The sequence below is a fragment of the Pseudomonas jessenii genome (assembly GCF_002236115.1).
Taxonomy (GTDB): Bacteria; Pseudomonadota; Gammaproteobacteria; order Pseudomonadales; family Pseudomonadaceae; genus Aquipseudomonas; species Aquipseudomonas jessenii.
The window spans coordinates 145,810-166,892 of the sequence record NZ_NIWT01000002.1 but is presented as its reverse complement, the minus strand read 5'-3'; the positions used below and the strand labels follow the sequence as shown (position 1 = coordinate 166,892).

At 60.1% G+C, this 21,083-nt stretch carries 21 protein-coding genes; all 21 read right to left on the bottom strand.

From position 1 onward, the window contains the following. Positions 1-60: 60 nt before the first annotated feature. Positions 61-357 (bottom strand): flagellar protein FliT, encoded by a 297-nt coding sequence (fliT, locus tag PSJE_RS05320; protein WP_056721566.1) that lies wholly within the window; start codon positions 355-357, stop codon positions 61-63. 11 nt (positions 358-368) lie between these two features. Then, complete coding sequence (fliS, locus tag PSJE_RS05315; RefSeq protein ID WP_090453820.1) at positions 369-764, bottom strand: flagellar export chaperone FliS; 396 nt, start codon at positions 762-764, stop codon at positions 369-371. 129 nt (positions 765-893) lie between these two features. Next, a complete protein-coding gene (gene fliD, locus PSJE_RS05310) occupies positions 894-2,330 on the bottom strand; it encodes a flagellar filament capping protein FliD (RefSeq protein WP_090453818.1) in 1,437 nt (478 codons plus the stop codon). An 83-nt stretch (positions 2,331-2,413) separates the two neighbouring features. Continuing rightward, on the bottom strand, positions 2,414-2,767 hold the full coding sequence (locus PSJE_RS05305) for a flagellar protein FlaG (protein ID WP_057715894.1): 354 nt from the start codon (positions 2,765-2,767) through the stop codon (positions 2,414-2,416). A gap of 71 nt (positions 2,768-2,838) precedes the next feature. Beyond that, complete coding sequence (locus PSJE_RS05300; RefSeq protein ID WP_057715895.1) at positions 2,839-3,690, bottom strand: flagellin domain-containing protein; 852 nt, start codon at positions 3,688-3,690, stop codon at positions 2,839-2,841. Positions 3,691-3,931: 241 nt separating this feature from the next. Beyond that, positions 3,932-4,198, bottom strand: coding sequence for a hypothetical protein (locus PSJE_RS05295; RefSeq protein WP_057715896.1), 267 nt, complete (start codon positions 4,196-4,198; stop codon positions 3,932-3,934). Then, positions 4,195-5,487: a motility associated factor glycosyltransferase family protein gene (locus tag PSJE_RS05290; RefSeq protein WP_090453816.1), complete on the bottom strand. Its 1,293-nt coding sequence runs from the start codon at positions 5,485-5,487 to the stop codon at positions 4,195-4,197. The genes PSJE_RS05295 and PSJE_RS05290 overlap by 4 nt, the downstream gene beginning before the upstream one ends. A gap of 90 nt (positions 5,488-5,577) precedes the next feature. Beyond that, the gene (locus PSJE_RS05285) at positions 5,578-6,504 is read right to left on the bottom strand and encodes a ketoacyl-ACP synthase III (protein ID WP_056721553.1); all 927 of its coding nucleotides are present in this window, start codon (positions 6,502-6,504) and stop codon (positions 5,578-5,580) included. 226 nt (positions 6,505-6,730) lie between these two features. Then, entirely contained in the window at positions 6,731-7,783 is a 1,053-nt protein-coding gene (gene pseI, locus PSJE_RS05280; RefSeq protein ID WP_090453814.1) for a pseudaminic acid synthase, read from the bottom strand. Beyond that, positions 7,776-9,281 (bottom strand): UDP-2,4-diacetamido-2,4,6-trideoxy-beta-L-altropyranose hydrolase, encoded by a 1,506-nt coding sequence (gene pseG, locus PSJE_RS05275; RefSeq protein WP_090453812.1) that lies wholly within the window; start codon positions 9,279-9,281, stop codon positions 7,776-7,778. Before pseG ends, pseI begins: the two co-directional genes overlap by 8 nt. Beyond that, a complete protein-coding gene (gene pseF / locus PSJE_RS05270) occupies positions 9,278-9,985 on the bottom strand; it encodes a pseudaminic acid cytidylyltransferase (RefSeq protein ID WP_090457774.1) in 708 nt (235 codons plus the stop codon). Before pseF ends, pseG begins: the two co-directional genes overlap by 4 nt. Beyond that, positions 9,982-10,602 (bottom strand): pseudaminic acid biosynthesis-associated methylase, encoded by a 621-nt coding sequence (locus PSJE_RS05265; RefSeq protein WP_090453810.1) that lies wholly within the window; start codon positions 10,600-10,602, stop codon positions 9,982-9,984. Before PSJE_RS05265 ends, pseF begins: the two co-directional genes overlap by 4 nt. Beyond that, positions 10,602-11,792, bottom strand: a complete 1,191-nt coding sequence (gene pseC, locus PSJE_RS05260; RefSeq protein WP_057715901.1) for a UDP-4-amino-4,6-dideoxy-N-acetyl-beta-L-altrosamine transaminase — start codon at positions 11,790-11,792, stop codon at positions 10,602-10,604. Before pseC ends, PSJE_RS05265 begins: the two co-directional genes overlap by 1 nt. Positions 11,793-11,917: 125 nt before the next feature. After that, complete coding sequence (locus tag PSJE_RS05255) at positions 11,918-14,842, bottom strand: TIGR00180 family glycosyltransferase (protein ID WP_090453809.1); 2,925 nt, start codon at positions 14,840-14,842, stop codon at positions 11,918-11,920. Positions 14,843-14,894: 52 nt separating this feature from the next. Further along, entirely contained in the window at positions 14,895-15,623 is a 729-nt protein-coding gene (locus tag PSJE_RS05250; RefSeq protein ID WP_090453807.1) for a cephalosporin hydroxylase family protein, read from the bottom strand. A 29-nt stretch (positions 15,624-15,652) separates the two neighbouring features. Further along, positions 15,653-16,318, bottom strand: a complete 666-nt coding sequence (locus tag PSJE_RS05245) for an acetyltransferase (protein WP_090453805.1) — start codon at positions 16,316-16,318, stop codon at positions 15,653-15,655. Then, complete coding sequence (locus tag PSJE_RS05240) at positions 16,315-17,436, bottom strand: DegT/DnrJ/EryC1/StrS family aminotransferase (RefSeq protein WP_090453803.1); 1,122 nt, start codon at positions 17,434-17,436, stop codon at positions 16,315-16,317. The genes PSJE_RS05245 and PSJE_RS05240 overlap by 4 nt, the downstream gene beginning before the upstream one ends. Further along, complete coding sequence (locus PSJE_RS05235) at positions 17,433-18,659, bottom strand: class I SAM-dependent methyltransferase (RefSeq protein WP_090453801.1); 1,227 nt, start codon at positions 18,657-18,659, stop codon at positions 17,433-17,435. Before PSJE_RS05235 ends, PSJE_RS05240 begins: the two co-directional genes overlap by 4 nt. Beyond that, a complete protein-coding gene (locus PSJE_RS05230; RefSeq protein ID WP_090453799.1) occupies positions 18,656-19,216 on the bottom strand; it encodes a dTDP-4-dehydrorhamnose 3,5-epimerase family protein in 561 nt (186 codons plus the stop codon). Before PSJE_RS05230 ends, PSJE_RS05235 begins: the two co-directional genes overlap by 4 nt. Then, entirely contained in the window at positions 19,213-20,295 is a 1,083-nt protein-coding gene (gene rfbG, locus PSJE_RS05225) for a CDP-glucose 4,6-dehydratase (protein WP_057715908.1), read from the bottom strand. The genes PSJE_RS05230 and rfbG overlap by 4 nt, the downstream gene beginning before the upstream one ends. Beyond that, the gene (rfbF, locus tag PSJE_RS05220) at positions 20,277-21,050 is read right to left on the bottom strand and encodes a glucose-1-phosphate cytidylyltransferase (RefSeq protein WP_057715909.1); all 774 of its coding nucleotides are present in this window, start codon (positions 21,048-21,050) and stop codon (positions 20,277-20,279) included. Before rfbF ends, rfbG begins: the two co-directional genes overlap by 19 nt. Positions 21,051-21,083: the final 33 nt, after the last annotated feature.

Sequence of the window (21,083 nt, the reverse complement as noted above, 5' to 3'; positions counted from 1 at the left end):
AGTCAAAAATCCGTGCACAGTCAAATTTATGGCGCACTTGTTTGGATTAACCGGGTTTTATTATCCAAACAGATGGTAAACCTTTGCCGCGTTCCGCGCTTGCTGGATCTGAGACATTTCATCGACTATCGCCTGCCTTTCACCCATCGCGACTTCAAGCAACTGCTTGTAGACATACAGCAACTCCTCAAGATTGCTGCGCAAAACCTCTTCATCCAGCGAAGCCTCGCTCATGACATCTTCCATGCAGGAACGGCAATCCAGGTCCAATTGACCGATGGCCTCCCAGTCACGCTCGGCCAAAGCACCGACCAGCGCTTCACGAGTTTGCTCTATCCGCTGCAATACAAGACTCATGGCGATCTCCCTTAGAACTGCGGACCTGGCTCAGCAATGCCGTCCCAGCCTTCTTTCACCGTGCGCAACAAGCTCGCGACCTCATCGAGAATCTCCGGATCGCTGCTGATGTTCGCCTCGGCCAGGCGCTTCATCATGTAGAGGTAAAGGCTGTCGAGTTCACCCACGGCATCGGCGCAGTTTTCAAGATCCAGGCCTTCACGCAAACCACCGATGATGCCGATCGCCTTGCTGATCGACACACACTTGCCGGGAATGTCCTTGCGCTCCAGGGCGCCTTTGGCCTGGGCAATACGGTCCAGGCCACCCCCCATGAGCATCTGCACCAAACGATGCGGACTTGCTTCTGACGTCTGGGCGTGCGCACCCACTTTCTGATACTGCCGAAGGGCTAACATTGGATTCATGTTCTACCTCATTACCACAAAGACTCGTATGACCAGTGTATCGTCCGCGAGCCAGAGAACTTTAGATCAAAAGACAAAAACCCGGCACACGCGAAAATGCGTAGCCGGGTTTTTATCGTCAGTTCATGACTAGCTGTTGGACTTCTGGGCGTTCAAGGAAGTGAAGAACGAGGTGATGTTACTCGCCGTCGCTTTCATCTGCCCGACCAAAAGGTCCATTGCGTTGTACTTGGCGGTCAACGTCTTGGTCATGTTGGCGACACGCAAGTCCAGCGCAGTCTGCTGATTTGAAAGGTTCTTGCTCACGGTCTGCAGGCTGGTATTGCGCTGGTCAAGCAACCCGCCCGTCTGCACATAAGGCTTGATTACAGTGCCCATGCGCGCCAGGAGGCCGTTGGTAGCATTGCTACCGTTGAACAACTGCTGCACCTGGCCGCTCATGCCGTTGATGGCCATCGTCTTGTTGAACGCCGTTGTATCGAACGCCAGGTTGCCAGTTTTCTCATTCGTCAGCACGCCGATCTGCGACAGCACGGCCAATGGACCGCCCGCCCCGGGAGCGGTCAGCACGCTGCGGATATCGGAGATCAGTGTGCGCGACATCGAATCACCGGTAAACGCCGCCTGAACAGTCAGGTTGCCATCGGCATCCGCTGTCGCCTTGGACAGGGAGTTGATGGTGTTCATCAGGGTGTTGTAGGAATCAACGAACGACTGGATCGACGTCTGCAAACCGGCGGTGTTGTTCGCGACGGTGACGGTCGCCGCAGCCGGCGGCGTACCCGGGCTCACGGATGTCAGGTTCAGGGTCAGGCCACTGACCGCGCCGGTAACCGTATTGCTCTTGCTGGTCACTGCCAGTCCATCGATGGTCAGCGATGCATCCACCGCAATCCCGTTGACAGCTCCTGAACTGGAGGCCGAAGGGTTGGTGCCCATCGGTTGGGTGCCGTCGATTTCAAGGCCGGCGATACCGCTGACCGTCAGGTCGGAACCCGCGCCAGTCTTGGTGGAGCTGATCACCAGACGCGACGCACCCGTGCTGTCGGTCACGATGTTGGCAGAAATACCATTACTCGCCTGTGCAGAGTTGATGGCGTCCCGGGTGCTCTGCAAGGTCGCATTGGCTGGAATCGTGACATCGTAATCAGTGCCATTCTGACTGATTTTCAAAGTACCACTCGGAATGGCACTGGCGGCACCGCCAGCAAAAGAAGCACTGGCTACTTTCGAGCTGGTGGCCAGGTTATTCACAACAACGCTGTAAGTACCGGCAACGGCGGTATTGTCAGAAGTTGCACCCAGGATCGACGGGGTACCCGAAGTTGCGGTATAGCCCGCAAACGCAGGATTGGTCTTGCTACCGAGATTGGTCAGCGCCGTCTGAAAGGCCGTCAGTGCGCTTTTCAAGGAACCGACACCGGAGATCTTCAGCGTGTTGGTTTTGGTCTGAGTATCGATCTGCGTCTGTTTCGCCGATTTGTCGGCATTGACCAGCGCAGTAACGATCGCACCGATATCCAGGCCAGAGCCCAGGCCCGTACCCGGTAAAATTGGACTTGCCATTTTTCGTCTCCCTTCAGGTTGCTGCCACTCTTTTGACCTTTATCAGCGCCCAAAGAACGTACAAACACTATTCATGCCAGCTATCAAACTTTGGCATCGAACAATACATGGCTCGCATTGCTCAGGCTTTCCGCCAATTTGAGGGCCTCGGCGGAGGGGATCTGTCGCACGACTTCGCCCGTTTCGCTTGCAATCACTTTGACGACGACTTTTCCGGATTGCTCGTCTATCGAGAACTCCAGATTGCGCTTGATCGACTGTACAAACTTTTCGATCTGCTGCACCGCCTGCTTCAAGTGGGTGTCATCCGTATCCAGCTTCTTTTGCGCCACGGGAGTCTCGCTGGCGACTTTAGGCTTTTCCGGCGCTTTATCCGAAACGGTGCTCGCTGGCTGGGGAGCCGGATAAGACACGCCAAGCTTTACGCTCATCTCCATGCCCATCACCTCTTAACGTAAAAAGCGAGAGAGCGTGACAGCACACTCCCCCGCCCAAACTCTTGCCGAAATTACTGAAGCAGCTTCAGTACAGCGGAAGGCAGTTGGTTGGCTTGAGCCAGAACCGAGGTAGAAGCCTGTTGCAGGGTTTGCTGCTTGGTCAGGTTCGCGGTTTCTGCGGCGAAGTCGGTGTCTTGTACACGGCCTTGTGCAGCAGTGGTGTTTTCCACGATGTTCTGCAGGTTGGAGATGGTGCTGGTCAGACGGTTCTGCGAAGCACCCAGGTTTGCGCGGGTGGCGTTGATCGATGCCAGAGCAGCGTCGATCGCGGTGATCGCGTTGTCGATGTTGGCAGACAGGGTAGCGGAAGTTGCACCAGTCAGAACAACAGTACCGCTGCCTACGGACAGGGATACGGCGTCGAACTTGGAGCTCAGTACCAGGTCGATGCGGTTAGCCGAACCAGTGTTGGCGCCAACTTGCAGTTGCATGGTACCAGCGGTACCGTCCAGCAGGTTTTTGCCGTTCAGATTGGTGGAAGCAGAGATACGAGTGATCTCGTCAGACATCTGAGCGAATTCGGAGTTGGTAGCGGTCTGGTCAGCAGTGCTGTTGGTGCCGTTACGTGCTTTAACAGCCAGTTCACGCATACGCTGCAGAATGTCGGTCGAAGCTTGCAGCGCGCCTTCAGCGGTCTGGGCAACGGAGATACCGTCGTTGGCGTTCTGCACTGCCTGATTGCCACCACGAATCTGCGCAGCCATGCGAGTTGCGATCTGCAGGCCAGCGGCGTCGTCTTTAGCGCTGTTGATTTTCAGGCCGGAAGACAGGCGAGCCATCGAAGTCGACAGAGCGTCGGTAGCACGGTTCAGGTTTTTCTGAACGTTCAGCGACGTGGTGTTGGTGTTTACTGTTAAAGCCATGACGAATTCCTCGTTGGTTGGGTACTGCGGCTTCCGGCCCTGGCAACCGCCGGGTATGGCCTAGAGAACCTTCGTATTAGTTATCGTCGGGTTGGCAGGTTGCTTGAGGGCTTTTTTTAAAAAAAATGCCATCACCCTGCCACCCCCGAGAAAACAAGGGCTTAGCGCCCCTCAACCGCGAAAAAATGACGCCATAAAACTGTCCAGCCCGAAAACGCCCGTGCCAAAGCTGTTGTTGCCCTCAGGCCGGCATGTTTTCGAGCAATTCGATCAACTCATATTCCATGAAATCGGCGAGCCCCAGCCAATCCTGGCGCTCCTGGCAGGCGAGCATTTGCCTGAGCAACGATGCCCACGCCTGTTGCACGTCCTGAGGCGCCTGCAAAAACAGGCGCTGCGCCTCATCGAACAGATCGACCATGTTCAACGCCGCTTCGACATCACGCCCCAAGCGAAACAAACCGGCGCATTGCCGGTATTCCTCGATACCTATCGCCTGATGCTTCATCGCACGAAATCCTGATTGAACTGTGTCCCGGCAATCATTGCCCCCGCCCGACTGCTGTTGAGGAAAAGGACCTGGGGATGCCTGGCAATGTAACGCTCCAGCTCGCACAGATAGCCGCGAAAATTCAACTGCGTCTTGACCTTCTGGCCATGACCATCGTGCACCCAGTATCTGGCCTGACTCACCGGCGGCCCCAGGTCACCATCGTTCCAGCCGGTGTGGGTCCGGTTCATTGGAAAGGCAAAGTCGGCACCGAAAAGCGTGATGCGCTGCGCGCCCATCTTCACCGCCAGATCCACGGCCGGGTGAATCACGCTGCCGCCCACGTTCAGTTGCGCACGGGGATGCTGTTCGCGCAACGTGGCGTAGATCGGGCTTGCGGAGTAACCACCGTAACGCTTGCCTTTCCAGGCATTGAGCATTTGTGGATCGCTCAATGGCAAGTACACCAGCGCAATATCCTCGGACGCATCACCGGGCAAGTGCAGCACGCTGATGCGCTGGTCGATGCTCACGACCAGGTCAGGCTTGATTCCGTGCTCGCGAAGGGGCTTGTAGGCCGTGTCCACACAGATGAACAGAGGTCGCGGGGATTGGTTGCGCACCGCTGCCAAACGCTCGAAATTCCCTTCCAGGCTCGGCCCGGTGGCAATCACATAAACCTCACGCCCGGGACAAGTGCCAAAGAGCCGAGCCACATCGTCATCGGCAAGCAGTAGTCCAAGGGTGTCCTGCAAGCGCTGCAGAATGACCGGCGACTGCGGGTCGAAATCACGATTGTTGAAACTCAAGTGCACTTCGCTGACCAGCCGATCACGAATCTTCGCACTGTGGTCATCGGCCAGCAGCATTTCGGCGGGCAAGGCAAAAAACGGCGTGAAGATGTCGGACAGATCGCCGGCGTAGAGCAATTGCACGCGCGGATCGCCCAGCCATTGGCGTTGATCGATCAGCTCCAGCACCAACAGGAAAAGCGCGCCGTTGAGAATGTGGACATAGAGTTTTTCAAGCCCGGCGCGTTCCAGCAAAACCGCAGGCAAATCGCCGAAGCCGGTGCCGTAAACGTGCAGCTGTGGCTTGTCGAGCGGGAGGCTGGCGGCCTGCAGGCGGGCCTCGCGCAGACGACCATGACGGCTGGTGAGCTGGATGCCACCCACACACAGCGTCGAGTCCCGCCCCTCGATCAGGTCGACCTCGACGGCCAGGCGGTCTTCCGTTTTCAATCGCGCATACAGCGACGGCCAGCGACGCTGGATAACCTGAGCATTGTCTTCAAAGCATTCGCTCATGCTACCTCGCATTCCTTACAAGCAAAAAAGCGCTCAAGGTTAACCCTTGAGCGCTTTTTTGTACCGGCCTTTTTATTAAAAGACGTTCACTCAAGGACGATAGATAATCGCCGAACCCCATGACAGCCCCACTCCGAAACCGCTGAGCGCAACGCGCTTCCATTCGGAATCGAGAATATGCTTTTCCAGCAGCAATGGAATGCTCGACGACACCGTGTTACCGGTCTCGACCATGTCCTTGATGAACTTCTGCGGGCACTCTTCGAAGCGCCTCGCAACTGCGTCGACAATCGCCGCGCTGCCTTGGTGAATGCAGAACGCATCGATGTCGTCAGCGCTCAATTGCGATTCGCCCAGCAACTCATGCAAATGCGCCGGCACCTTGAGCAGTGCGAAATTGAACACCTGGCGACCGTTCATGAAGAACACGCCGTCGGTGACTTTCAAATGTGGGGCGCCGGAACCATCGGTGCCGAACTTGGCCTTGCCCAGTGCCCAGGTCGGGTTCTCACCCATCCAGGTAGCCGTGGCCGCATCGCCGAACAGCATGGTGGTGTTGCGGTCTTCCGGGTCGACGATCTTCGAATACGGGTCGGCAGTGATCAGCAGGCCGTTCTTCAGGCCAGCGGCCTCCATGAAGCCCTTGATCGCATAAATGCCGTAGACGTAACCGGAACAACCCAGGGAAATATCGAACGCAGCGACGTTGGTCGGCAGGCCGAGTTTGTCCTGCACGATGGCCGCGGTATGCGGCAGGCCCTCTTCGTCACCGTTCTGGGTGACGACGATCAACGCATCGATGGACTCGCGTTTCAAATCGGGGTTGCTGGCAAACAGCGCATTGGCCGCTTCAACGCACAGATCGGAAGTTTCCTGATCAACGCCCTTGCGCGGCAGGAAAGCCGAACCAATCTTGCCCAGGATGAATTCTTCATCCTTCTCGAATTTTGCACCTTGTGCGTAATTGTCCACGCCGGCTACAGGAACGTAGCTCGCAATGCTCTTTATGCCAATCATTACGGCTTCCCAATAATAAACAGCCCAATACCACCACTCGCAGGAATCGAGGGGCGCCGACAAACCTGGATTTGCGTCGCCCCAAGGCGACGGCCGGGAAGCGTAGAGGGCCATCACTGAACCCGATAAAGGGTCAGGCGCCATCTTCCCGGTCAATACAATACAGTGAAGATGCCCGTTATGACTCGCAGGTCACGCTATTTTGCCGAATCAGCCCGGCAACGGGTCATTCGACCAACGACCAATCCAGTGCTGTTCCACGCTTGATGGCCTGACGGGCACGGCGTCCCAGGAGACTTTGCGCGTGTTTGGGCGCCAGCCCGAGACCCGGACGGATGGCTCTCAGATTTGTCCCATCGAAGGGCTCGCCGGCCGCCATATCCCGGGTTACATACAACGATCTACGGTACACCAGGGATTGGCGCTCAGACTCGGTGACACCGTAATGCACCTGCCCCATGGCTTGCCAGGCGCGCTCGGTTTCAATCACCAGGCTGGCCAGTTCGGAAGGCTCCAGCGAGAAACTGGCGTCGACGCCACCGGCCGCACGGTCGAGGGTGAAATGCTTTTCCACCACCGTTGCCCCCAATGCCACCGCCGCCACGGACACACCGACCCCCATGGAGTGATCGGACAGCCCCACCTGGCAATCGAACAACTCGCGCAAATGCGCGATCGTGCGCAGGTTGCTGTTCGCGGGTGATGCCGGATAGGTGCTGGTGCATTTGAGCAGCACCAGATCCTTGCACCCGGCCTCGCGGGCGGCGCGCACGGTTTCATCGAGCTCGGCGATGCTGGCCATGCCGGTGGAAATGATCAGCGGCTTGCCCGTCGCGGCCACCCGGCGTATCAGCGGCAGGTCGGTATTTTCGAAACTGGCGATCTTGTAGGCCGGCACGTCGAGGCTTTCGAGGAAGTCCACGGCGCTCTCATCGAATGGCGTGGAGAACGCCAGCAGGCCCAACTCCCTGGCGCGAGCGAAAATCGGCGCATGCCATTCCCAGGGCGTGTATGCCTTCTCGTACAGCGCGTACAACGAACTACCGGCCCACAGGCTGTTGGGGTCCTTGATGAAAAACTCACCCTCGGCCAGGTCCAGGGTCATGGTGTCGGCGGTGTAGGTCTGCAGTTTCAACGCATGGGCACCGGCCTTGGCCGCGGCCTCGACGATTTGCAGCGCCACGTCCAGGGACTGGTTATGGTTGCCGCTCATCTCGGCAATAATCAATGGCGGCGCATCGGCACCGATCAGGCGCTCGCCAATCTTGAAGCTAGTCATCTGCGTGATCCTTCAATACGCGCGTGAACGCGCAGGCACTCTGGGTAAAACCGGCTTCGCGAAAGACATTCAGCGACGGCTGGTTAGCGGGCAATACCTGGGCGGTGAGCGACTCAAGTTCTGGCCAGCGGGCCTTCACAAAGGCTTCTCCACGGTCCAGCAGCGCCCTGCCCCAGCCCAGGCCGAACCGGCCTTCGAACAGATAAATCGACACTTCGGCGGTAAAGCCACGCACGTCATAACGCAGCACACCGACCGGACCGTCATCGGCCTCGGCTATCAGCAGCAGCCGCCGGGGATTGCTCAGGGTCGCCGTCAGCCAGTTTTGATGCGCGGGCCACTCGATCACTCCGGTCTCCAGCGACCAGTGGCGCACGGCCTCGGTGTTGCGCCCGTCGAACAACAGCTGCGCATCACCCAGGGTCGCCGGACGCACCCTCAGCACCGCGCCGGCCAGCGCAGCCGCCACTCGCTGCGCCCCCCGGCCATCGACCAGTTGTCGCGATTGCCGCGCCAGGCTCTGGCGCAGCCCCTGGTTACCCGCGACAAAGCCGATGGCCAGGCGCAATTGCTCGACACTGACCTGCTCGCGCGCCCCCATGAACACATGGGCGCCCGCGACCGCCATGACCTCGCCGTTGACCTGCTGGTTGTTCGATACGGCAATGCAAATCGTCGGCAGCCCCATGGCCGCCCGCTCCCAACTGGTGCCGCCACCCGCCCCGACAAACAGGTCGGCCTCGGTCATCAATCGATAAAAGTCACTGACAAAACTGTGCAGGCGCCAATGCGGGCGACTCACCGCCAACGCCTGCATCTGCGCCCAGGCCGGATTATCTGCTCCGGCGACAAAATCGACTTCCAGCTCAGCAAAGTCTGCCAGCGCCAGCATCGCATGATGGGTCTGCATTGCCGCGTCGAAACCGCCGAAATTTACCAGCACACGCCGGGCCTGAGGCTTGATTTCGATGGCCGGGCAACGGAACTCGTCGCGCAGCATGGCAAACCTTGGGCCGAACAAGGTCCGGCAGCCTGGCGCCAGCAGCGACGCATAAGCCTCTGGCGTTCCCGAGAGATTCTGGTTCAGCAGCAAGTCGGCGCTGTAGGTCCGCGTGGCGAGGTCATCGACCACGGCGATCCGTGGTGCAAAGCGCCGGGCGGCCGTCTGCCAGTGATGATCGAGGCCGTAGTGGTCGACAATGATCCAGTCAAACGCCGGCTGGTGCTCCAGCAGCGGCTCGAGCGCGGCGATGTCCGTCTGCCATGGCAGCATGGACTCGATGGCTTGCTGCGGGTCTTCATCGCTGTAGCGCTCGGGCAGCGCGAAGGTTTCGAAGCCTTCGGCCCGCAGTGCCTCCAGTCGATGCCCCGGTAACAGGCGACAGGCGAACGCCACATGACTGCCCTGCCTGCGCAACACCCGGGCCAGGCACAGGCAGCGCGCAATGTGGCCGCTGCCGATGGTTGGCGAGGCGTCAGAGCGAATCAGCACTCTCATTGCAGCTCACCCCCGGCCTTCAGCGCGGCATACAGGTATTCGGCGCGTTTCCAGTCCTGCGGTGTGTCGATGTCCTGCACCAGATAACGCGGCAGGATGACCGGCAGGCTGTACGGCGAATACAACACCTCGCCACGCAGCCAGGCATCGCTGCGGCCCCAGTAGAACTGCCCGGCATCCTGATAGGCGATCGACAGATCCTGGGAGCGGGTATCACGATACTGCGGATACAGCGCCGTTAATGCCCCCTGATCATCAAGGGTCAGGGCTCGCTGGACCGGGAATCCGAAGTCGCACACCGAAAAAGCGTATGACTTGTCGGGATGCTGTTCCAGCAGGCTCAGCCCCTGGACAAGAAATCGCGATTGCAACAAAGGCGCGGTCGCGTAGATACAACAGGCGCGATCAAACTCGCCCCCTTGTTCGCGCAAGGCTTGCAGGGCATGGGCGATCACCGCCGCAGTGCCCGTGAAGTCGTCGGCTAGTGCCGCCGGGCGCATGAAGGGCACCTGGGCGCCGCAGTCCCGCGCCAGCCCGGCAATTTCCTCGTCGTCGGTGCTGACCACCACCCGGGAAAACAACCCGGATTCCAAAGCGACCTGAATCGATCGGGCAATCATCGGCACACCGGCAAACGGCTTGAGATTCTTGCGGGGTATGCGTTTGCTGCCACCGCGGGCCGGAATAATGGCGACGTTGTTCAACGGCATTTTTCCAGGACAAACCAGGTGATGTCATCCACCGGGAATTGCCGATCGCGGTGGTAACCAAAACCGTAATCAACCAGTTGCAGGTCGTCATAGCGATCGAGCATTTCACCGGCGAAATCGCGTTTGAACAACTTGCCGCTGTTACCGCGATACGGGACCTCGACCGGCACCGGGTTGTAGTACTCGGCGATCAGTATGTAGCGCTGGCTCAGCTCATACAGTTGCGCGTACGCGACCGGCAGCAACTCCGGCGCCAGGTGAATCAGCACACCTTTGCTCAGGGTCAGGTCGAAGGTGCGTTCCCGTGGGAAGTCGAACAGCGAACCCTGCCAGATGTGTGCGATACCCAATGCCCGGGCCGCGGCACAAGCGCTGGCATTGATTTCCACGCCGAACAACTCGCAGCGCGGCAACAGCTGGTGCAGTGCCTGCAGGTTGTTGCCGGCATTGGTGCCCAGTTCTACCAGGCTGTCGATGTGCCCGACCCGTGTCAGTGCCTTGGCGAACAACGCCAGGTTGGCCGCCACCAGCGGCTGCCCGACATTGCGCTCAACGTACTGGTTACCGAATTCACCCTGCCAGAAGGTTTCCTGCTCGGTCAGTTCATGCATCACACATTTCCCACCCGCCGCAATGGCTGGATTATTTCGATCAGCTGCCGCATCTGCTCGACCACGTAGTCCTGTTGTTCATCACTGAGCAACGGATATAACGGCAGGCTGATGGCTTCGGCGTAGTAACGTTCTGCCTGCGGAAAATCACCTTCGACGAACCCTAGATCACGATAGTAAGGCTGCAAATGCACGGGAATGTAGTGCAGGTTCACACCGACCCCGGCCTCTCGCAACCCCTCGAACACCTCACGATGAGTGAGACCGATCTGATCGAGTTGCAGCCGCACCACATACAGATGCCATGACGACTCGGCCTCGGGTTGCGCACCAGGCAAGGTCAGCGGCAAATACGCCAGCAAGCGGTCATAACGAGCCGCCAGTTCACGCCGGCGCTCGATGAACTCATCCAGTTTGTTCAACTGCGACAAACCAAGGGCCGCTTGCAGGTCGGTAATGCGGTAATTGAAGCCCAGCTCCACCTGCTCGTAGTACCAGGGGCCGTGGCTGGGCCCGGTCATCTGCTGCGGATCCCGGGTCATGCCGTGGCTGCGCAAGCGTTGCAGACGCTCGGCCAGTTCCGGGCTGTTGGTCATCACCATGCCACCTTCGGCGCTGGTGATGATCTTCACCGGATGAAAACTGAACACGGTCATCGCGGCAAACTCGCCACAACCCACCGGCCGCCCGGCGTAGGACGCACCAGCGGCATGGGCCGCGTCTTCGATCACAGTAACGCCATATCGCCTGGCCAGTGCGGCAATCCTGCGCATGTCGCAGCTCTGCCCGGAGAACGCCACCGCCACCAGCACTTTCGGCAGCCGGCCTTCACGCTCGGCCCGCTCCAGCTTGACGGCCAGCGCAGCGGCATCGAGATTCCAGGTCAGCGGGTCGATGTCGACAAAATCCACCTCGGCACCGCAGTAGCGACCACAGTTGGCCGAGGCGAGAAAGGTGTTCGGTGTCGTCCACAGCCAATCGCCCGGGCCGAGCCCTGCCGCCAGGCAAGCGATGTGCAGGGCCGCCGTGGCATTGCACACCGCCACGGCAAAACCTGCCTCGCAGCGTTCGGCCATCGCTCGCTCAAAGCGCTCGATGGTCGGCCCCTGGGTCAGCCAGTCAGACTGCAATACACCGACCACGGCATCGATGTCCGCCTGATCAAGGCTTTGCCTAGCGTAAGGAATCATGCTGGCAACCAGACACGCACCAGCGCGTCCCGAATGATCCGACACCCGAACGAACCGGTCCCGCCTGCGATGAAAATCGATTTTCCGTTGAACATGCCTTGAATCCTTATACCTGTTCGCCAGGCCTAGCCGAGCATCTGCGCCCAGTTCACCGAAGCACTTTCGCCCAGGGCAAAGCCTTTGCCGCTCAAGGCCAGATTGGCGTTATAGGCCTGGTCCTGAGCAAAGGCCGGGGCCCACTTGTCACGCAGTGCATCGAGGGCTTGCGGCGCTTGTGGTATTTCACCCGAATGAATCACCTGTACCAGCGGCGTCCACACGGTGAGGTAACCGGCCTGACCGGCCCGCAGGCACAGGTCGACGTCGCTCAAGCCGTCGGCGAAGGTCACGCTGTCCAGACCGTCCAGCTCGTCGAACAACGCTTTACGCACCATCAGGCATACCATCGACACCGCCGAGTAGTTCTGCTCCAGCGCCAACCGGTGCAAGTAACCTTCGGCGTCGTGTTTTTCACCAACAAAGGCTGAACCCACACCACCGTTCATGCCGAGAATCAGACCGGCCTGAGTGACCTTGCCGTCGCGGTCGATCAACTTGGGACCGACCACGCCGACTTCCGGACGCTGGGCGTGATTGAGCAGCGACTCAAGCCAGTTCGGGTTGACCACTTCACTGTCGGCGGCCAACAGTATCAGGTACTCGCCCTGCGCCTGCTGGCTGGCCGCGTTGTACAACGCCGCATCGCTCATACGCTGATCGGTGCGCAGGACGCTGACTTTCGGATGCTGATAAGTACCGAGCCAGTCATTGACCTCGGCCGACTGATGCTGATTGATCGCAACCAACACTTCGTACTGGATGTAGCGGGTTCGCAGCAAGACCGCTTGCAGGCACTGCTGCAGGGCCGAAAGATTGTCCCCGGCCGGCACGATGATCGATACCAGCGGGCGTTCGGTGTGGCGGTAATCGATCTGCCAGGTGCCAGGTACCGTCGAAGTGATCTTGGCCTTGTAGCCGCGATTGCCCAGGTGGCGCAACAACGCCAGGCGCTCATCGGCGTTTTCTTCCAGTACCGGCGCCCGGGCAATCACCAGCGGCTCATCCAGGTGGGCCAGCCCGTTGAGGCCACCCTGCTCGATGATGCGCAGCAGCAGGTCGAACTCAAGGGCCTTGCTGAAGTCAGGCTGGTACCCACCGACTTCAAGGAACACTTCCCGACGGATCAGCCAGTGACGCGCCATCAAGGCCGGCAGGCTTTGCAGCAGATCAAGATTGAAGCCAGGACGGAATACGTCCACCAGTGCGCCTTCGCTGGTGCGCTGGATTTCGTCGGTGGCGACGGCGCGGCAATCCGCGGCAGACAACAGTTCCAGACTGGCGCGCAACAGCCCGCCGGTAGTGAACTCGTCGCCGGCTTCGGCCAGCATCAACCAGTCGCAAGGCGACTGACGAGCACCCTGGTTCAGCTTGTCGACGTAGTTGCTTTGGGTAACCCGGACAAAGTGCAGAGTGTTCTGCGCCGTGGTCGCGGCCGGTGCTTCACCGGTGGTGAAGACCACAATCCTGAACGCCTTGCTGTGACCTTCGAGCAGGCTGTCGAGAGAGACTTGCAGCTTGTCGATATCGTTATCCAGGTCGAGCAGGAAAATCCCGAACTGAGGACCACCGTCGTTGGCCGCAAGGTGTTGGGCGATCGTCTCAGCCTCTTGTTCATCAGGCTGGCGGGGGGAGAGCCATTTGAGCAGTCGACCGGAGAGCATCTTGTCGAACGTCGCACGATTACCCTCAACCGACACCGCCTCCAGACGTGCAGCCCAATCGCCCAGGGCCTGCGCTTCTTCGTCTTCACCCAGCAGTTCCAGCTGGGCCACCAGACGCTTGACCACCGCGCGGTTGAAGATGTTGCTGTCGTGGGCTTGCCACAAACGGTCGACCACACTTTCCGGCGTGTCATTGTTGCGCGCCAGCATCAGGCTCTGCTGACGGGTCCAGATACCCTCCAGGCCTGCCAACTGAACGCGACCGGCCGGCATGGCGTGCAACAGGAACTCGAACTGGGTCAACTGATCGAAAAACGCCTGGTTGTAGAACGGCATTTCGACGTATTGCTTGGGGCCGAAACGGCGCACAGGGCCTTTCTCGACGCTCGTCCAGGCGGACTCGATAATCAGCTCGGTGGTCAGTGCGCGACCGGTGCGCAAGCTATCGGCCAAGGCCTCAAAGCTTTGCAGCGCGAACTGCCGGCCTTGCTCCGGGTCCTCGCTTTGAACTTGAGTCGGCAAGCCGAAGAGGAAAGCGGCAAAGGCTTCACGCTCGGCGACCGTCCTGGCATCCGTATGAGCCAGCGTGTGGAAGATTTCAGTGTTGTGATCCGAGTACCCGTAGTTCATTTCACGCACGACATACGGGATCGGCAGAATCCGCGCCTTGCCCCGCGCCAGCATGTAATAGGTGTGACCGATTTCCTGCCATTGGAAGGACGTATCCTGAGGCATCACCTGATACCAGTCACGTACCAGGTCGGTGCGCTGTACGGCATAGAAAGGCGGCAGGTACTGGTGCATGTAATCGAGCACACGCTCCTCGGCGTGCTCGGACGAATAGTCTTCGCAGACCTTCTTGTCCCGCCGGAAGTAGCTGACGCTGTTGGGTTGCGACAGGTACATCATGCTGTAGCCGTGGCACAGGCCGTAATCGGGATTGGCCTGCATGAATGCCACGGCTGCGCGCAGGGCGTCGTGCACATGGAAGTCATCGTCGGCGGCGAACACCATGAACGGCGTGGTCACTTGTTCCACGCCAAAGGCCAGCTTGGCACGGACTCCCCAGTAGCCAAACTGCGGAACATGCTGGTAATCCACATTTTCAAACTGCCCGGCCAGGCTTGGCTGACCTTCAGTCGAAGAATCCAGCACCAGAATCCTGCAAGGCAAGCTGCTGTAGAAACGTGCGGCCCGGCGCAAAAATGCCGGCCGCTCGTGAGACATCAGCACCACGGTCAACTGTTCGTTGAGTGCCAACCCGTGTTCAGAATTGTTCTTGCCTTGCATACATTTCCCCACAACGGCGAATCGCCGAAAAAACCCAACGATGTCTTGTCGATTACCGCACGCGACGCAGATAGCCATCCGGCGCGACGGTGATCAGCAGCTTGCTGTGAATGGCCTGATCGATTTCAAAACCGCCGTTTTCTTCCAGGTAAGCCCATACCGCGGTCTTCGGGTTGTCACCCTTGCCCCACGGACGGTCCGGGAACGCGTCTTCGGGCATGTCTTCAACCACGGTATCCATCACCACGCAGTAGCTGCCCACCGAGGTCATCGGCGCATAGGCCCGCAGCTCTTCCAGGACGTGCTCGTGGGTATGGTTGGAGTCCAGCACCACCAGCACTTTCTTGCCTTCGACGCGCTGACGGACCTGCTCGACGATTGCCGGATCAATGCTCGAACCCTGGATCATCTGGATCCGCTTGCTCATCGGGTGCGCTTCGATCGCCTCACGGTTGTGCTGGCGGATATCGATGTCGACGCCCAGCACTTCGCCATGGCCGATCAGTTCGAGCATCGAGGCGTAAAACACCAGCGAGCCGCCGTGGGCAATACCGGTCTCGACAATGATGTCCGGCCGCAGCGCCCAGATGATCTCCTGCATGGCGACCATGTCCTGGGGAAACTGAATGATCGGGCGGCCCATCCAGCTGAAGTTGTAGGTGTACTTATGTTTGGCGGTCGTGCCAACCCAGTCCAGCGACGTGGCTTGCAACGCTTTGTCCTGTTGCAGGCCTTCGATGTTCTCTTTTACTTCTTCACGAAACTGCTCATGAGGATTCATTACAGACTCTCCGGAAATTGGTGCGGTGGTTAATTGAAAACCCGACCGTCTTGAAAGGAAGCAGGATTGGTCTTGATGGTCCTGGCGGGACTGCCCACCACAACCGCATAGTCTGGAACGTCTTTGGTCACCACGGCGCCTGCACCGATGGTGACCCAACGACCGATGCGCAATCGCGGCAGGATCGTGGCGTTGGTGCCGATGAAGGTGCCATCGCCGATCTCGACGCAACCGGCAATGCAGACACCCGGCGCCATGAATACCGAATGGCCGATCTGTCCCTCATGCCCGACGACGCTGCCGGCGCTGATGCTGGTGTTATCACCGAGGCTGACTTGCGCCTGCATGATCACGCCCTCTTGCAGATAGGTGCCGACGCCCATGGTGATCATCGTCAGATCGATGCCCGGGTGGATGAAGTTGCCCAGGGTGCCACCGGCCTCGACGATTTCGCAGGTGGTCCGGTAACGCAGCGCCGTGGTGCCAGTGATCAGATTGACAAAGCGTGTATCGGGGCCTTTCAGCTCGGCCACCTTGTCGGTACCACCCACCACCGGTACGCCATAAAACAGCGTGCCTTGCTTCGCCGGATCGTTATCGAGAAAGGCGAACTGCACGTCCGGCTGGCTGCGTTGCAGGGTGAGGATCATCCGTACCGCTTCAGGATTGGCCGCCCCCAGCAGGTAAACCTTCATAGCTGCGTCCTTTTGAGTACCAGCGCGCGCAGCACCTCGATGACCCGTTGCTGATCGTCATCAGTCATGTCGTGATAACTCGGCAGATTGATCGCGCGCTCCGGCAGCGCATGCGCCACGGGCGAGTCAGCCGTCAGTTCGCTGAACATCGGCAAGGACGACAGCGGCCAGAAGAACACCCGCGCATCGATATCGGCGGCCTGGAAGGCTGCAATCAACATGTCCCGCGTGATCCCCAGCTCGCGGTCAAAGACGACGGTGGGCATCCAGTAACCGTTGCGTGCGTGTTCGGACTCAGGGTTCATGGACAGGCCCGGCAGCAGGGCCAGCGCCTGGGCATAGTTGGCGAAGATCGCGCGCTTGCGTTCGATCAGCTCGTCGATCCGTTCAACCTGAGCGCAACCGACGGCCGCTTGCAGGTTGCTCATTTTGTATTTGAAGCCCAGGAAATCCGGCCAGAACTGTTTGCTGCCGCCCGCTACCCGGCCATGGTTGGACAGGGTCAATACCCGGTCATACAGGGCCTTGTCCGACGTCACGAAGATCCCGCCTTCGCCGGTGGTCATGGTCTTGGTGCCGTGAAAGGAAAACGCACCGAACGCGCCCAGTGAACCCGCCGCCTGACCGCGCCACTGCGAGCCGATCGCCTCGGCGGCGTCTTCGATGACCGGCAGGCCAAACTCGCGACCGATGGCCAGCAGCGCATCCATGTCGCAGAGATTGCCGTAGAGGTGCACCGCCAGAATCGCCTTGGTCCGTGGGGTAATTGCCCGGCGAACCTGCTGCGGGTCAAGGCACCAACTGTCGGCCAGCACGTCGACGAACACCGGTGTCGCACCCAGATAGGTGATGGGCGCAGCCGAGGCGATCCAGTTGGTATCGGCGAGGATCACCTCATCGCCGGCACCGATGCCCAGCGCCGCCATGCCCATGTGCAGCGCGCCGGTGCAACTGGACGTTGCAATCGCGTAGGTCGCACCCACGTGCTCGGCAAAGGACTTTTCGAAGCGTGTCAGGTACTCGTAGCAGCGCTCTCCCCAACCATGGCGGACGGCATCGAGTACGTAGTCAGCTTCCAGCTCACCGACACTGGGCTTGGTGTAATGAATTCGGCTCATCGAATGATCAACTCGGGAATGGCAATGACAAAACGGCCGTCCCATGCACGAATGCCGGCAAAGGCCTGGGTGATCTCATCCAGCAGGTTCCACGGCAGCACCAGCACGTAGTCCGGTTTTTCGATGTCGATCTGTGCTGGCGACACGATCGGAATGCGGCTCCCGGGCAGGTACTTGCCTTGCTTGTGCGGGTTGGCATCGGCCACCCAGGCCAGCAGGTCCGGCTTGACCCCGGCGTAGTTGAGCAAGGTGTTGCCCTTGGCGGCGGCGCCGTAGCCGACCACGCGCTTGCCATCGGCCTTGGCCTGCAACAGGAAGCGCAGCAGGTCATGCTTGATGCGCTCGGCGGCGGGCGCCAGGGTCGCGTAGTACTCAGGGGTTTTCACCCCGGCGGCGAGTTCAGCCTGCAGCTGTTGCCGAACCGTCGGTTGCACTTCGCGACGCTCGCCGTCCAGCCGCTGGACGAAGACCCGCAGCGAGCCGCCATGGGTGGGGAGCTGACTGACGTCGAACACTTGCAGGCCATTGCGCTCGCACAAGGTCTGCACAGCGGTCAGCGAGAGGTAGGAATAATGCTCGTGGTACAGCGTGTCGAACTGCTGGCCGGCCATCAGGGTCAGCAACTGCGGGAATTCGAAAGTCGCCACACCCGCCGGCTTGAGCAAGGTCGCAAAGCCGCCGAGGAAATCGTTGATATCCGGGACGTGGGCCAACACGTTGTTGGCGGCCATCAGGTCGGCGCCCCAGCCTTCGTTTTTCAATTGCGCGGCGGTGTCGCGACCGAAAAACAGCTCACGAATCTCCAAGCCTTTTTCCCGCGCCGCTTGCGCGGTGCTGCGGGTCGGCTCGACGCCCAGGCAAGGGATGCCGCGCCCGGCCACGTACTGCAACAGGTAACCGTCGTTGGCCGCGACTTCCACCACACGGCTGTCGGCGCTCAGGCCGAAGCGTTCGACCATCTCGGCCACATAACGCTCGGCATGGGCCAGCCAGGTGCTGGAGAACGAACTGAAATAGGCGTACTCGGCATCGAACAGGCTGTCGGCGCTGGTGTAATCCTCGGTTTGCACCAGCCAGCACTGCTGGCACACGGCAACCTTCAACGGCACCCATTGTTCGGCCTGCTCCAGCTGATCGGCACGCACGTAAGCGTTGGACGGCGGCGAGGTGCCCAGGTCAATCAGCGGCAGGGCCAGCGCAGCGGCGCAACCACGGCAGTTCATAGACGCACTCCGGCAAAGTGTTCATCGAGCGCCGGATGGCTCGCATCGCGCACCGACAGATTATTGACAGGCAACGGCCAGGCAATCGCCAGCCGTGGATCGAGCACCGACAACCCGCCTTCATGTTCCGGCGTGTAGTCGTTGCTGTGCAGGTAAAGCAGCTCGGCATCGGCACTCAGGGTCTGGAAGCCATGAGCGAACCCGGCAGGAATCAACAGGCTGCGGCCATCGCCGGCACGCAGGTGTTCGGCGTGCCAGTGCAGGAAAGTCTCGGAGTCGGGACGCAGATCCACCGCGACATCCCAGACTTCACCGCGCAGGCAAGTGATCAATTTGGCTTCCGGTGCACGGGCACTCTGGTAATGCAGGCCACGCACGCTGCCGCGTTCGCGGGTGCAGGAGTGATTGATCTGGCGAATATGAAACGCCTGGCCAAACGCACCGAGGCTGCCTTCGCAAAACAACCGGGAAAAGTGCCCGCGCTCGTCCTCGAAACGTTTGTGCTGCACGCTGAACAATCCGTTCAGCGGCAACGTCTTCAGCAGAAATTCACTCACAGCGTGCCTCGGTACAGGTTCAATTGCGCCAGGCTGACGGCGCGCATGTCATCGCCGTTCTGCCACGCCAAATGCCAATCCAGGGTCTGGGTCAGGCACTGCTGCAACGACCAGCGCGGTTGCCAGCCCAGCAATTGACGGGCGCGGCTGCTGTCCAGGCGCAACAGGCCGGCCTCATGCATATCGCTCGGTTCGATGCGTAGCCCGCGTGCTTGCGGCCAGCGGCTGGCGAGCAGTTCGACCACTTCACCGACGCTGCGCATGTCCGCCTCACCGGGGCCGAAATTCCACGCCCCGGCGAATTGCGGGCCCTGCTCAAACAGGCCGGCCGCCAGTTGCAGATAGCCGGCCAGCGGTTCCAGCGCGTGCTGCCATGGGCGCACCGCCTGGGGATAGCGCAAGGTCACGGGCTCATCCGCCGACCACGCCCGCAGCACGTCGGGAATCAGCCGCTCCGGGGCGAAATCGCCACCGCCGAGCACATTGCCGGCGCGGGCCGTGGCCAACGCCAGACCATGCTCGCCATGCTTTTGCGGCGCAAAGAACGAGGCGGCATAGGATTGCGCCAGCAATTCGCAGCACGCCTTGCTGCTGCTGTAGGGATCATGACCGCCCAACGCTTCGTTTTCGCGGTACGGCCACAGCCATTCCTGATTGGCGTAGACCTTGTCGGTGGTCACCAGCACGCAGGCGCGCACGCCGCCCACCTGACGGATCGCCTCGAGCAGGTTGAGCGTGCCCATGACGTTACTGGAGTACGTGCCCAACGGGTCGCGATAACCTTCGCGCACCAGCGGCTGGGCCGCCAGGTGCAGAACGATCTGCGGCTGGGTTTCGGCGATCAGTTCCAGCAAGGCCCCCAGATCACGCAGGTCGCCGCGCTGATCATTGATGCCTTCGTGAACCCGGGCCAGTTCGAACAGGCTCGGCTCGGTGGACGGGTCGAGGGAAAACCCGCTGACCTCGGCACCCAGGCTTTGCAGCCACAACGTCAGCCAACTGCCCTTGAACCCGGTGTGGCCGGTGACCAGCACGCGCTTGCCACGCCAGAATTGCGGGCTCAATCCCATTGCTTCCATGGGGCCTCCCCGCTCTGCCACAGCGCTTCGAGGTGATTCTTGTCGCGCAGGGTATCCATCGGTTGCCAGAAACCGTCGTGCTGGAACGCCATGAGTTCGCCGCGCTCGGCCAGGCCGTCCAGCGGGCCGGACTCCCACGAGGTTTCATCGCCGTCAATCAACGGCAGCACTTTGGGCGACAGGACAAAGAACCCGCCATTGATCCAGCCACCGTCGCCGCGAGGTTTTTCAGTGAAGCCCAAGACCTTGTCGCCATCGCGATTGAGCGCACCGTAGCGACCTGGTGGCTGTACTGCGGTGACGGTCGCGAGCTTTCCGTGCTTGAGATGAAAATCCACCAACGCACCGATATTGAGGTCCGACACGCCGTCGCCATAGGTAAAACAGAAGGCCTTTTCGTCTTCGAGGTAGCGTCGGGCGCGGCGCAAACGGCCGCCGGTCATGGTCTCTTCGCCGGTATCGATCAGCGTGACGCGCCATGGCTCGCTGTAGTTCTGGTGAACATCCATGCGGTTATTGCGCATGTCGAACGTGACGTCGGAGGTGTGCAGGAAGTAGTTGGCGAAGAAGTCCTTGATCGCATAGCCCTTGTAGCCAAGACAGATCACGAAATCGTGGATTCCGTGAGCGGAGTACTGCTTCATGATGTGCCAGAGAATTGGCTTGCCGCCGACCTCGATCATCGGCTTGGGCTTGAGGTGCGACTCCTCGCTGATCCGCGTACCCAGGCCACCCGCCAAAATAACTGCCTTCATCCCCTTCCCTCTTGTTCGTCACAGGGCTCAGCC